General features: G+C 70.4%; 12 protein-coding genes. 10 read left to right on the top strand and 2 right to left on the bottom strand.

What is annotated here, in order from left to right:
- The first annotated feature begins 98 nt into the window (after positions 1–98).
- From RR49_RS09225 to RR49_RS09205, 5 genes are all read left to right on the top strand, one after another.
- On the top strand, positions 99–992 hold the full coding sequence (locus RR49_RS09225; RefSeq protein WP_045247783.1) for an aldo/keto reductase: 894 nt from the start codon (positions 99–101) through the stop codon (positions 990–992).
- Between the two features lie 102 nt (positions 993–1,094).
- A complete protein-coding gene (locus RR49_RS09220; protein ID WP_235557439.1) occupies positions 1,095–2,282 on the top strand; it encodes an ROK family transcriptional regulator in 1,188 nt (395 codons plus the stop codon).
- Positions 2,283–2,319: 37 nt separating this feature from the next.
- Positions 2,320–3,384, top strand: coding sequence for a sugar ABC transporter substrate-binding protein (locus tag RR49_RS09215; protein ID WP_048809006.1), 1,065 nt, complete (start codon positions 2,320–2,322; stop codon positions 3,382–3,384).
- A 17-nt stretch (positions 3,385–3,401) separates the two neighbouring features.
- The gene (locus tag RR49_RS09210) at positions 3,402–4,262 is read left to right on the top strand and encodes an ATP-binding cassette domain-containing protein (protein WP_082483095.1); all 861 of its coding nucleotides are present in this window, start codon (positions 3,402–3,404) and stop codon (positions 4,260–4,262) included.
- Complete coding sequence (locus tag RR49_RS09205; protein WP_048809004.1) at positions 4,259–5,488, top strand: sugar ABC transporter permease; 1,230 nt, start codon at positions 4,259–4,261, stop codon at positions 5,486–5,488. The genes RR49_RS09210 and RR49_RS09205 overlap by 4 nt, the downstream gene beginning before the upstream one ends.
- Positions 5,489–5,665: 177 nt before the next feature.
- Here RR49_RS09205 and RR49_RS16120 read toward each other — a convergent pair whose 3' ends face one another.
- Positions 5,666–5,878: a hypothetical protein gene (locus RR49_RS16120; RefSeq protein ID WP_235559329.1), complete on the bottom strand. Its 213-nt coding sequence runs from the start codon at positions 5,876–5,878 to the stop codon at positions 5,666–5,668.
- A 10-nt stretch (positions 5,879–5,888) separates the two neighbouring features.
- Here RR49_RS16120 and RR49_RS09200 point away from each other — a divergent pair, with 10 nt between their 5' ends.
- From RR49_RS09200 to RR49_RS09185, 4 genes are all read left to right on the top strand, one after another.
- A complete protein-coding gene (locus RR49_RS09200; protein WP_235559331.1) occupies positions 5,889–6,833 on the top strand; it encodes a sugar ABC transporter substrate-binding protein in 945 nt (314 codons plus the stop codon).
- Positions 6,834–6,910: 77 nt separating this feature from the next.
- The gene (locus RR49_RS09195; protein WP_045247782.1) at positions 6,911–7,696 is read left to right on the top strand and encodes an ATP-binding cassette domain-containing protein; all 786 of its coding nucleotides are present in this window, start codon (positions 6,911–6,913) and stop codon (positions 7,694–7,696) included.
- On the top strand, positions 7,693–8,964 hold the full coding sequence (locus tag RR49_RS09190; protein WP_045247781.1) for a sugar ABC transporter permease: 1,272 nt from the start codon (positions 7,693–7,695) through the stop codon (positions 8,962–8,964). Before RR49_RS09195 ends, RR49_RS09190 begins: the two co-directional genes overlap by 4 nt.
- Before the next feature lie 135 nt (positions 8,965–9,099).
- A complete protein-coding gene (locus RR49_RS09185; protein WP_052672034.1) occupies positions 9,100–10,425 on the top strand; it encodes an alpha/beta hydrolase in 1,326 nt (441 codons plus the stop codon).
- On the opposite strand, the gene RR49_RS09180 is transcribed toward RR49_RS09185, so the two are convergent.
- Positions 10,419–11,456, bottom strand: coding sequence for an NAD-dependent epimerase/dehydratase family protein (locus tag RR49_RS09180; protein ID WP_045247846.1), 1,038 nt, complete (start codon positions 11,454–11,456; stop codon positions 10,419–10,421). The two genes, RR49_RS09185 and RR49_RS09180, sit on opposite strands and share 7 nt — an antisense overlap.
- Before the next feature lie 101 nt (positions 11,457–11,557).
- On the opposite strand from RR49_RS09180, the gene RR49_RS09175 reads away from it, so the two are divergent.
- Positions 11,558–12,385 carry a helix-turn-helix transcriptional regulator gene (locus tag RR49_RS09175; protein ID WP_045247780.1) on the top strand — a complete coding sequence of 276 codons (828 nt, stop codon included), beginning with the start codon at positions 11,558–11,560 and terminating at the stop codon, positions 12,383–12,385.
- Positions 12,386–12,443: the final 58 nt, after the last annotated feature.

The raw sequence follows: 12,443 nt of genomic DNA, 5'->3' as shown, positions 1-12,443 counted from the left end.
CCCATTTCACGACCTCGCGCGCGGGCGCGGGAGGACCGCTCGTGCCGGGTAACGCCAGTACCTCCCGGGGCATCCGCTCGCGGCGTACCGTCACGGGAATGAGCATCCCCACCCTGACGCTGAACAACGGCGTCACCCTGCCCGCCCTCGGCTACGGCGTCTTCCAGACCCCGCCCGATGAGACCATCGCATCGGTCGCCGAGGCGCTGCGCGTCGGCTACCGGCACATCGACACGGCCGCCGCCTACGGCAACGAGCGCGAGGTCGGGCGCGCCATCGCGCAGAGCGACGTCGCCCGCGACGACATCGTCATCGAGACGAAGGTGTGGGTGTCGGACTACGGCTACGACGAGACGCTGCACGCGTTCGAGAAGGCCACCGCGAAGCTCGGGGTCGACAGCCTCGACATCCTGATCCTCCACCAGCCCGCGCCGACCCGGTTCGAGAAGACCATCGCCGCCTATCGGGCACTGGAGTCGCTGCTGGCCGACGGCCGGGTGCGCGCGATCGGCGTGAGCAACTTCCTCCCCCACCACCTCGAGCGCCTGCGCGCCGAGACCGAGGTGGTGCCGGCCCTCAACCAGCTCGAGATCCACCCGTACTTCGCGCAGCGAGAGCTGCTCGCGGTCGACGAGGCGCAGGGCATCCTCAACCAGGCGTGGTCGCCGATCGGCGGCATCACCTTCTACCCGGGCCCCTGGGGCGACGAGCGGCGCAGCGTCATGCAGGACCCGGAGATCGCCGCGATCGCCGAGCGCGTGGGCGCGACCCCGGCGCAGGTCATGCTCGCGTGGCACCTGCAGCAGGGTCGGTCGGCGATCCCCAAGTCGGTGAACCCCGCCCGCATCGCCGAGAACTTCGCGGCGGGCGAGGTCGAGCTGGATGCCGCGGCCCTCGCCGCGATCGACGCCCTCGACCGCGGCGTGCGCAACGGCCCCGACCCCGACGCCCCGCGCGAGGAGTTCTTCAACCGGGTGATCCCCGAGGCGTGACCCGAACGGGGCGGATGCCGCGGCATCCGCCCCACCGACACGGGAGATGGCCGCACGGCGACACATAGACACGCCCGGGCTGCGACTCGCTAGAGTGTGCTCGTGGTCCGCCGGAACATTCCACCCGGCTCACAGTCGTCTCTGCGCGAGGCGAACCGGGTGCGCCTCGTCGAGTCGCTGAAGCGACACGGCAGGCTCACCCAGGTCGAATTGGCTGAGAGCACGGGTCTCTCCCCCGCCACGGTGTCGAACATCGTGAAGGAGCTCACCGCGTCCGGTGTGCTCGACACGTCGACCACGTCGCGCAGCGGACGCCGCGCGATCCTCGTCTCGCTCGCCCGTCAGACCGGCCTCGTCGCCGGCGTGCACTACAGCGCCCGGCACCTGCGCATCGCCCTCGCCGACGCGACCCGCACGATCGTCAGCGAGACCTCCCTCCCCCTCGCCCCCGACCACCGTCATGACGCGGAGCTCGACCGGCTCGCGCTGCTGCTCGGCGACATGCTCGACTCGCTCGGCATGACCACCCGCGACCTGCTCGCGGTCGGTGTGGCCCTGCCCGCCTCGCTCGACCCGCGCACCGGCATGGTGTCGACACCGGGCCTGTTGCGCGGCTGGGAGGGCATCGACATCGCCTCGAGCCTCGAGGCGCGCATCGACTGCGCCGTCATCGCCGACAGCGAGGCGAACGCGGGAGCAATCGCCGAGGCGCGCGAGGGCGCCGCGATCGGCATCGGCAGCTCCGTGTTCGTGCGGGTGGGTCACACCATCAGTGCGGGCATCGTCGTCGGCGGCGACGTGCTGCCGGGCGCGCACGGCAAGGCGGGCCAGATCGGCCATGTGACCATCGACGAGAACGGCCCGGTCTGCCGTTGCAACAACCGCGGGTGCCTCGAGACGTACGCCGCCGGACCCGCGCTCCTCTCGCTCTTCCCGCGTTCGGAGGGGATGCAGCGCCTCGGCGACCTCATCCAGTCGGCCGAGGGCGGCGACGGCCGCTCGCACCGGGTGATCGCCGACGCGGGGCGCCACATCGGCGTCGCGCTCGCGAGCCTGTGCAACCTCGTCGACCCCGAGGTGGTCGTCATCGGCGGCGAGCTCGCCCAGGCCGGAGAGATCCTGCTCGCCCCCATGCGCCACTCCCTCGAGCGCAGCGCCCTGCAGTCGACCTCGGGGGTGCCGACCCTCGTCGGCGCGTCCCTCGGCGAGTGGGCCGAGACCCGAGGTGCCATCATCAGCGCACTGAGCGTGGGCGGAGCCGCGACATCCGCCATCTCTTTGCCCGCCTGACGCGCGAGAGCGCCGCGGATGGGTTTGAATAAGAGGCGTGAACCTGGCGAGGACGCTGGCACGTGCAGCGCTGGGGGTCGCCGTCACCGTCGCGCTCGCGGCGTCACTGGTCGGATGCGCCCCCGCGGGTGATCAGCGCGCCAAGATCGCGCTGCTGCTCCCCGACGCCAAGACCGCCCGCTACGAGTCCTTCGACCGCCCGTTGTTCGAGAAGTCCGTCGCCGCTCTCGGCCCGTACGACGTGATCTACTCGAACGCCGACCAGGATGCCGCGGAGCAGCAGTCGCAGGCCGAGTCGGCGCTGGCCGCCGGCGCCAAGGTCCTGGTGCTCGATCCGGTGGACTCGAATGCGGCCGCGAGCGTCGTCGCCGCAGCGCGCGCCGCGGGAGTGCCGGTCATCGCCTATGACCGGTTCATCACCGGCGGTGGGGTGTCCTACTTCGTCGGCTTCGACGGCCAGAAGGTCGGCGAGCTGCAGGCGACCGCGCTCGTACAAGGGCTCACCGACCGCGGCACACTGTCGCAGGGCGGCATCCTCGTCGTGAACGGCTCGCCCACCGACAGCAACGCCGCACAGTTCGCGGCGGGCGCGGCATCCGTCTTCTCGACCAGCGGCGTGCAGATCCTCGCGTCGTACTCGACGCCCGACTGGAGCCCCGACAAGGCCCAGGAGTGGGTCGCCGGACAGATCACCCAGTACGGCGATCGCATCGTCGGTGTCTACGCCGCCAACGACGGTGTCGCGAGCGGCGCGATCGCCGCACTGAAGGCCGCGAACGTGTCGCCGATGCCGGTGGTGACCGGACAGGATGCCGAGCTGTCGGCCATCCAGCGCATCGTGTCGGGCGACCAGTACATGACCGTCTACAAGGCCATCGGACGCGAAGCCGACCGTGCGGCGCAGGTTGCCGTCGATCTCATCCGCGGCACGCCTCCCGCGTCGCCGACCCTCATCGACGGGGTGCCGAGCACGCAGTACCAGCCCGTCGCCGTCACCGTGCACGACATCATGGCGACCGTGGTTGCGGACGGCTTCTGGACCGTGAAGGATATCTGCTCGCCCGCCTACGCCGCCGCCTGCGCCGCGGCGGGCATACGGTGAGACGCACGATGGCAGCGATGGTGAATCAGACGAAGACGGCACGCCCCCACAAGGGCGTGCTCACCATGCGCGGGATCGGCAAGCACTTCGGCGCGATCAAGGCGCTGAGCGGAGTCGACTTCAGTGTGAGCGAGGGCGAGGTCGTCGCTCTCGTCGGGGACAACGGGGCCGGCAAGTCGACCCTCGTGAAGATCCTCGCGGGGGTGTACCGCGCCGACGCCGGAACCGTCGAGCTCGACGGCACGCCGATCGAGGTGTCGAGCCCCTCGCACGCCCAGCAGCTCGGCATCGCCACCGTCTTCCAGGATCTCGCCCTGTGCGAGAACCTCGACATCGTCGCCAACATCTGGCTCGGCCGCGAGCTCGTGCACGACCGTCTGCTCGACGAGATCGAGATGGAGGAGCGCACGATGCTGCTCCTGCGGGAGCTCTCGGCGAAGATCCCGTCGGTGCGGACACCGGTCGCCGCCCTCTCGGGCGGGCAGCGCCAGACCGTCGCGATCGCCCGGTCGCTCATCGGGGAGCCGCGCGTGATCATCCTCGACGAGCCGACCGCCGCGCTCGGCGTCGCTCAGTCCGCCGAGGTGCTGAACCTCATCGAGCGGCTGCGCGAGCGCGGACACGGTGTCGTGCTCATCAGCCACAACATGACGGAGGTGCTCGCCGTCGCCGACCGGGTCGTGGTGCTGAGGCTCGGACGCAACAACGGCGAATACGACGCAGCCGACCTCACGAGCGAGACCCTGATCGCCGCGATCACGGGTGCGTCGACGTCGGGGGTGCCGCAGCGCTCCCGCGAACCGCGAACCGTCCCCGTCGACACGAACGTCATCTCCCTGCGCACGAAGAGCCATCCGTTGCCGGGCGGCCGTTCGTGACGCGCCCGGGCACCGGCGAGCTGCTCGATCCCGACGAGGAGCGCGGCGCCCGGAGGCTCGTCGCGGTGGCGATCGCGCGGGTGCGCGGGGGCGATCTGGGCGCGGCGCCGGTGATCATCGGGCTGGTGATCATCTGGACGGTGTTCCAGTCGTTGAACCCGGTGTTCCTCTCGAGCACCAACCTCGTGAACCTCACGATGCAGTGCGCCTCGATCGGCATGATCACCCTCGGTGTGGTCGTCGTGCTGCTGATCGGGCAGATCGACCTGTCGGTCGGCTCGGTCTCGGGGCTGTCGTCGGCGCTGCTCGCGGTCGCTCTCGTGCAGTGGGACTGGCCGTGGCCGCTCGCGCTGCTCATCGCCGCCCTGTCGGGCGTGGTCGTAGGGCTCGTGTACGGCGTGCTGCTCACCCGGTTCGGCGTACCGAGCTTCATCATCACGCTCGCCGGGCTCCTGGCCTTCCTCGGCCTGCAGCTGCGCGTGCTCGGCGACACCGGATCGATCAACCTGCCGTTCGATTCGGCGCTCGTCACGTTCGCGCAGCAGATGTTCCTCCCGTGGTGGGCGGGGTACGTGATCTCCGTTCTGGCCGCGGGCGCCTACGCGCTCTCCCTCGTGCGACGCGCGCGTCGCCGCGAGGCCGCTGATCTCGGCTCGGACAGCGTCACCCGCATCGTCGTGCGCTCGGGCGCACTGCTGGTGGTCCTGCTCGTCGCCTCGTGGTACCTCAACCTCTCGCGCGGCACCGGGGTCATGTTCTTGCTGTTCGTGGTCGCGGTGGTTCTCATGAACGTCGCGCTCACGCGCACTCGCTGGGGGCGTGCGGTGTACGCGATCGGCGGGTCCGCGGAGGCCGCACGCCGTGCCGGAATCCACGTCAGCCGCATGTACATGTCGGCGTTCGTGGTGTGCTCGACGCTCGCGGCGATCGGCGGCATCCTCGCGGCATCCCGTCTCGCGGCGGCCAATCAGAGCTCGGGTGGCGGTGACACGAACCTCAACGCCATCGCCGCGGCGGTCATCGGCGGGACGAGCCTGTTCGGCGGCCGAGGGTCGGCGTTCTCGGCGCTGCTGGGCATCGTGGTGGTGCAGTCGCTCTCGTCGGGGCTCACCCTGCTCAACCTCGATTCCTCGGTGCGGTACATGATCACGGGTGCCGTGCTCGTGCTCGCGGTGATCGTGGATGCCGCGGCCCGCCGTTCGCGCGCGGCCGCCGGTCGCGCCTGACATCGTCAGGCACCATCCGTTCACGCCTCGAACTCGGCGTTGCATGCCGGAAACATTCGACCGTCGGATCGTCAGCGGAATCATCGAATCGGTTCGCACAACGCGCAGAATCGGGGCGGAATCGCCCTGAAGCCACCGGTTGACCGCATTTCCCCCGCCGTTGCCGAAGCGTTATCTTCACGGATTGACTTCAAGGCTTGAAGTCATAAAGATCGAGAAGCGATCAGCACCCGAACGCTGGTTCTGCTGTTTCAACGACGAAAGGCACATGATGAAGAAGTCTTCGATCCTGCTCGCGGCGGCAGTCGTGGGCGCTGGAGCGATGCTCCTCGCCGGCTGTTCCGGCACGAGCAGCAGCTCGAGCAGCGGCTCGGCTGCGGCAAGCGGCAAGCGCGCTTGTGTGATCCTCCCCGACTCGGCGTCGTCGCCGCGCTGGGAGAACTTCGACCGCAAGTACCTCACCGACGGTCTGCAGGCGGCCGGCTTCACCGCCGACGTGCAGAACGCCCAGGGTGACACCAGCAAGTACGCCACCATCGCCGACCAGCAGCTCACCCAGGGCTGCGGCGTGATGATCCTCACCGACTACCAGGGCGCAGCCGTGGGCGTCGCCAAGAAGGCCAAGGCCCAGGGCATCCCGGTCATCGCCTACGACCGCTCGTTCACCGGCTCCGACTACTACGTGTCCTTCGACAACGTGCAGGTCGGCAAGCTCGAGGGTCAGATGATCGTCGACGGCCTCAAGAAGCTGGGCAAGGACCCGGCCTCCTCGACGGTCGTCTACATGGGCGGCGACCCGACCGACAACAACGCGGCCATGTTCCGCACGGGTGCGAACGACGCCATGTCGGCTGCCGGCATCAAGCCCGCCGCTGAGCCCGCCGGTGTCTGGGACCAGTCCAAGTCGGCCACCAACTTCCAGCAGGCGCTGACCTCGCTCGGTGGCAAGGTCGACGCGGTGTGGGTCGCCAACGACACCAACGCCGCCGGTGTGATCTCGGTGCTCAAGAACTCGTTCCAGGCCGGTCAGATCCCGGTGTCGGGCCAGGACGCGAGCGTCGTGGGTCTGCAGAACATCCTCCTCGGATGGCAGTCGGGCACGGTCTACAAGCCCGTCAAGGATGAGGCCGACGCCGCCGTCAAGGTCGCCGTCGCCCTCCTGAACGGCCAGACCGTCACCGCCGACCAGAAGCTCGCCGATGGCACGCCCTACATCTCGGTCACGCCGAAGTCGGTCGACGCCACCACGGTCGAGACCGTCGTGAGCGCCGGTGACGCCTCCGCGTCGGACATCTGCAACACGGCCGAGCTCCAGGCCGCCTGCACGAAGTACGGCGTCAAGTAATCACGCCTGCGGGAGGCGTCGCGTCACCTGACGCGGCGCCTTCCGCGCGCTGTCCGACACTCTCGAAAGAAGGCACCATGCCAGATCCGATCATCGAACTCGTGGGCGTGAAGAAGTCGTTCGGCCCCGTCAACGTCCTCAAGGGTGTCAACCTCAAGGTGCACCCGGGCAAGGTGACCGCCCTCGTCGGCGACAACGGCGCCGGCAAGTCCACGCTCATCAAGGGCCTCGCGGGCGTGCAGCCCTACGACGACGGCGACGTGCGCATCGACGGCCAGCACCGCGACCTGCACAGCCCGCGCGAGGCCGCCGCCCTCGGCATCGAGGTCGTCTACCAGGACCTCGCGCTCGCCGACAACCTCGACATCGTGCAGAACATGTTCCTCGGCCGCGAGGAGACCAGCGCCGGCACGTTCGACGAGGGTCGCATGGAGAAGGAGGCCTCAGACACGCTGCGCTCCCTGTCCGTGCGTACGGTCAAGTCGGTGCGCCAGAAGGTGTCGAGCCTCTCGGGCGGTCAGCGCCAGACGGTCGCGATCGCCCGCGCCGTCCTCAAGAAGGCCCGCGTGGTCATCCTCGACGAGCCGACCGCGGCGCTCGGTGTCGCGCAGACCGAGCAGGTGCTGAACCTCGTCAAGCGCCTCTCCGAGCAGGGCGTCGCCGTCGTGCTCATCTCCCACAACCTCGCCGACGTGTTCGAGGTCGCCGACGACATCGCCGTGCTCTACCTCGGCCAGCTCGTCGCGCAGCTCGAGACGTCGCAGACCACCCGCGACGAAGTCGTCGCCTACATCACCGGTTCCAAGAGCGACGTTCCGCTCGTGGGCACCTCGACCATCTCTGTGGAAGGCGGCAACGCATGAGCAGCACGACGCGGACGAACGCCGCACCCGACCCGGTCGCCGGCGACCTCATCGGCAGCGGGGTCGAAGGCGGCCTCGGCGACCAGGTCGCTGCCTGGTGGCAGCGGGTGCGCGGTGGCGAGATGGGCGCACTCCCGGCGCTCGGCGGGCTCATCGTGCTCGCCATCCTGTTCTCGTTCCTGAGCCCCTACTTCTTCACGACCGGCAACCTCGCCAACCTCCTCAACCAAGCGGCGAGCCTCGTCATGCTCGGCATGGCCCTCGTGTTCGTGCTGCTGCTGGGTGAGATCGACCTGTCGGCCGGTGTGACCGGTGGCGTCTCGATGGCCCTGTTCGTCGTGCTGAACGACCGGGTGGGCGTGCCGTGGATCCCGGCGCTGCTCATCGGCTTCGCCGCGGGCATCGCGACCGGTGCCCTGATCGGATTCTTCGTCGCGAGGGTCGGCATCCCGTCGTTCGTCGTGACCCTGGGTCTGTTCCTCGGCTACCAGGGTCTCGCCCTCATCATCATCGGGTCGGGCGGCCTGTACCAGATGAACGTGCAGTTCCTCAGCGACATCCAGAACAGCAACATGCCGATCTGGGCCGGCTGGGCGCTGCTGGTCGTGGTGCTGGTCATCACGGCGGTCACGGCGTTCTGGGATCGTGCACGTCGCACCCGCGCCGGCGTTCCGAACCGCGCGATCTCGCTCGTGTGGATCAAGCTCGCCGTCATCCTCGTGCTCGGTGGCGTCGCGGTGTACTTCCTCAGCCTCGACCGCTCGCAGTCGGTGCGTGCGGTGACGGGCGTGCCCGTGATCGTTCCGGTCGTGCTCGCGATCCTGTGGATCGGCACTTTCGTGCTCGACCGCACGAAGTTCGGCCGCTACATCTACGCGATCGGCGGCAACGCCGAGGCCGCCCGCCGCTCGGGCATCAAGGTGCGCTGGGTGAAGTGGTCGGCGTTCGTGGTCTGCTCGGGTCTCGCCGTGCTGTCGCAGCTGTTCGACGTCGCGCGCATCGGCTCGGTCGACGCGACCGCGGGCCGCGACATCGTGCTGAGCGGTGTGGCCGCGGCGGTCGTCGGCGGCGTCAGCCTCTTCGGCGGACGCGGTCGACTGATCCACGCGGCGCTGGGCGCCCTGGTGATCGCGATGATCACCAACGGCCTCGGCCTGCTGGGCCTGCCGGCGGGCATCAACCTGCTCGTCACGGGTGGCGTGCTGATCCTGGCCGCCACCGTCGACGCCGTCTCGCGTCTGCGGTCGGGCGGCACCTCGCGCTCCTGACACACAGAGCGGATGCCGCGGCGCCCGGTCCTCTCACGAGGGTCGGGCGCCGCGGTCGTCTGAGGGTCGGTGTGCCGGGTGAGTTCCCAGCGGGATCACGTCGGGCTGATAGCCGCGCCGACGTACGCTCGCGTCGTGCCCGCGCATCTCACGCTCCCGTCGTGGTTGGCGAGCATGTCGTTGGTGGACTCGGCGGTCTCGGGGACGGTCCTGATGCTTTCCGTCCTGCTCGGTGTGGTGGCTCTCGCTCGCCGCCGCTCGCGTCGCGCCGCACTGGTCGCCGCGGGTACCATCGCCGGCTCAGTCCTCGCCGCCGCGCTCGCCCTGACAGCCCTCCTCGACCTTGGGCCGGGGGTCGGTGTCGCCGTCCCCTTCGCCGGGAGAGCCTGGGTCGTCGTCGCGGTCGCGGGTCTCGCGGTCGGCGTGGCCGCGATCGCGGGCGCACGATGGTGGCACAGACTCGCAGGCGCCGCGGCGGCGGTCTCCGCGATCACGGCCGCAGCCCTCGGCGTGAACGCAGTCTTCGGCGTCTACCCCACCGTCGCCGATCTGTGGGGGCGTCCGGCACCACCCGCACTGGCGGATGTCGCCTCCGGAGAGCACGGTTCGGTCGAGGCCGTGGGCACCGACTACGTGTCGACCGCCGCGGGAGGGGCCCCGGTGCCCGCGGCCGGCGCGGTCGTGTCGGCCACGATCCCGGCGACGGTCTCCCACTTCGCCGCGCGGCCCGCGACGATCTACCTGCCACCCGCGGCCCTGACGGCGCACCCGCCGGTGCTCCCGGTGGTGCTCGCCTTCTCCGGCCAGCCCGGGAGCCCGTCGGATCTCTTCACCTTCGGCGGCCTCGCCACTGTGCTGGACACCTTCGCCGCCGCGCACCACGGGTTCGCGCCGATCGTCATCTCTCCGGACCAGCTGGGTGCCCCGTCGTCGAATCCGATGTGCGTGGACTCGACGCTCGGGAATGTTGACACGTATGTCGCGACCGACGTGGTGGCATGGGCGAAGTCGCACTTCCGCGTCAGCAGCAGCCCGCTCGCCTGGGGAGTGCTCGGCTTCTCCGAAGGTGCGACCTGTTCCACCCAGTTCGCCGTCACGCATCCAGATGTCTTCGCCTCGGCGCTCGCGATCTCGAGCGAGCTCGTGCCGACGATCGGAGCCGATACGGTCAAGATCGCATTCCGGGGCTCAGCGACCGAGTACGCCCGGCATCATCCGCTTGCGCTCATGCACGCGCACGGTCCGTTCCGGGATTCTCGCGTCACGTTCGTCGCGGGCGAGCAGGATCCGCTCTTCGTCACAGCGGCGCGACAACTCGCGGCCGGGGCGCGGGCCGTCGCGATTGCGGCGGACGTGCTCATCTCGCCCGGCACCGGCCACGATTGGAACACCGTGCGCTGGGGACTGCGCCACGGCCTCGCCGGCTTCTTCGGGCACCTGGGGCTCATCCCCGCTCACTGAGGTGCGACGAGTCCCGCCGCGATCATGCTGCGGGCCGCGTCGGCGACGGTCTCCCGCGCCGGGCGTGCGCTCCAGCCGAGCACTCGGCCGGCGGCGGATGCGTCGATGCGCTTGACGTGACCGAGGTCGGCGGCGACGCCGCGCAGCTCCGGCTTGCGTCGCGCGGCGAGCCGCACGAGCCAGTTCGGCGTCGTGCGCGTCGGCACGCGTGCGGCATCCGTTCCGAGCTCCTCGCGCAGCACGCGCGCGACCTGCGGCAACGTGAGGCCCTCGCCGCTCGCGAGGAGGAAGCGGTGGCCCGCGGCATCCGGGGTCGTCATGGCCCGCAGGTGCGCGTCGGCGACGTCGCGCACGTCGACGATCGGCAGCCACAGGTTGATGGCCGACGGCATCCCTCCGGAGAGCAGACGCCGCACCATCGCGTTTCCGCCCGAGAGCGAATCGGATGCCACGGGCCCGAGCACCGCGACAGGGTTGATGACGGCGAGCTCGAGGCCGGTCTCGCCGACGATCTCCCACGCGGCGCGTTCGGCGAGCACCTTGCTGCGCCCGTAGGCGTCCATGCCGGGGCCGTCGAGCGGCGACCAGTCCGCCTCGGTGAACAGGTGGTCGGTACGCCCGCGGCCGAAGCCGATCGCGTGGAAGGCCGAGGTCAGCACCACACGGGAGACCCCGGCACGGAGCGCCGCGCGCAGCACGCGGGTGGTGCCGTCGACGGCGGCGGCGATCATGGCGTCGTCATCGAGCGGCGCACCGTGAGGGACGGGCGACGCGACGTGCAGCACGAATGCCGCCCCGGCGAGCGCGGCGTCCCAGCCGTCGTCGGCGGTGAGGTCGGCGGCGACCATTTCGAGGCCGTTGGTGGATGCCGCGCCCAGCCGCGCGAGCTGCGCACGCAGGGCGGAGTCGCGGTCGAGGGAGCGGGAGGTGGTGCGCACGCGGTAGCCGGCGGCGAGAAGCTGCACGATGCACTGCGACGCGATGAACCCGGCACCGCCGGTGACGACGACGAGAGGAGAGGGGGCGGTCATGGCTCCATCGTGCGCGCGCACGGCGGCCATCACCAGTGCCCGGACGATCCTGGGGATGACGGGACCAGGATCGGCCGCGGCATCCGTCGTACTCTCGCAGCATGGGCGATGACGAGAACCGACTCGGCGCATTCCTGCGCGCCCGGCGCGAGCTCATCACCCCCGATGAAGCGGGCATCCCGGTGGTCGGGGTGCGGCGAGTCGCAGGGCTGCGGCGCGAGGAGGTCGCGATGCTCGCGGGCATCAGCGCCGACTACTACCTGCGGCTCGAGCAGGGCCGCGACCGGCATCCGTCGCCGCAGGTGCTCGACGCGCTCGCACGCGTGTTGCGGCTCGATGCCGACGCTGCCCGCCACCTGAACGAGATCGGGATGCCGCGGCCCCGCGCCGTGCGCACCCGTCGACGCGCGGAGGTGGTGCCGGCCCACACGCTGCGCTTCGTCGGCCAGGTGCCGTTCCCGGCGTTCGTCGAGGGGCGCTGCCTCGACGTGCTGGCCGCGAATCCGCTCGCCGCCGCACTCTCGCCACGTCTCACGGTGGGCGGCAACCGGCTGCGGGACTTCTTCCTCGACGACGCCGAGCGCGACCTGTTCCCGCACTGGGACGAGGCCGCGGCGGGCCTCGTTGCGGGGTTCCGGCAGTCGATCGGCGCCGACACCGACGACCCGCGCGTGATCGCACTCGTCGGGGAGCTGTCGCTTGCGAGTCCTGTCTTCGGGCGGCTCTGGGCGCGCCACGACGTGCGGATGCGCCAAGGGGCGACGGTGACGTTCGCGCACCCGAGCGTGGGCGCGCTCACGGTCGACCGCGAGAAGCTTGCGATCCCCGGCACGGACGGCATGATGCTGGTGATCTACCACGCCGAGCCCGGCACGGCGGATGCCGACAAGCTCGCCCTCCTCGCGGCGAGCGCCGCCCCGGCGCGGTGAACGTCGGGCGGTTGCGGCGAGCGGGTGCGATGCCCGCAGGGGGCGCGTCTAGGCTGAC

Source organism: Microbacterium ginsengisoli (genome assembly GCF_000956535.1).
GTDB lineage: Bacteria > Actinomycetota > Actinomycetes > Actinomycetales > Microbacteriaceae > Microbacterium > Microbacterium ginsengisoli.
The sequence above is the reverse complement of the archived record's forward strand: the minus strand, read 5'-3'. Positions and strand labels throughout refer to the sequence as shown.

Coding starts and splice junctions, on each gene's coding strand:
- RR49_RS09225 (WP_045247783.1), top strand. CDS start 99: ATGAGCATCCCCACCCTGACGCTGAACAACGGCGTCACCCTGCCCGCC.
- RR49_RS09210 (WP_082483095.1), top strand. CDS start 3,402: ATGGTGAATCAGACGAAGACGGCACGCCCCCACAAGGGCGTGCTCACC.
- RR49_RS09195 (WP_045247782.1), top strand. CDS start 6,911: ATGCCAGATCCGATCATCGAACTCGTGGGCGTGAAGAAGTCGTTCGGC.
- RR49_RS09190 (WP_045247781.1), top strand. CDS start 7,693: ATGAGCAGCACGACGCGGACGAACGCCGCACCCGACCCGGTCGCCGGC.
- RR49_RS09180 (WP_045247846.1), bottom strand. CDS start 11,456: ATGACCGCCCCCTCTCCTCTCGTCGTCGTCACCGGCGGTGCCGGGTTC.
- RR49_RS09175 (WP_045247780.1), top strand. CDS start 11,558: ATGGGCGATGACGAGAACCGACTCGGCGCATTCCTGCGCGCCCGGCGC.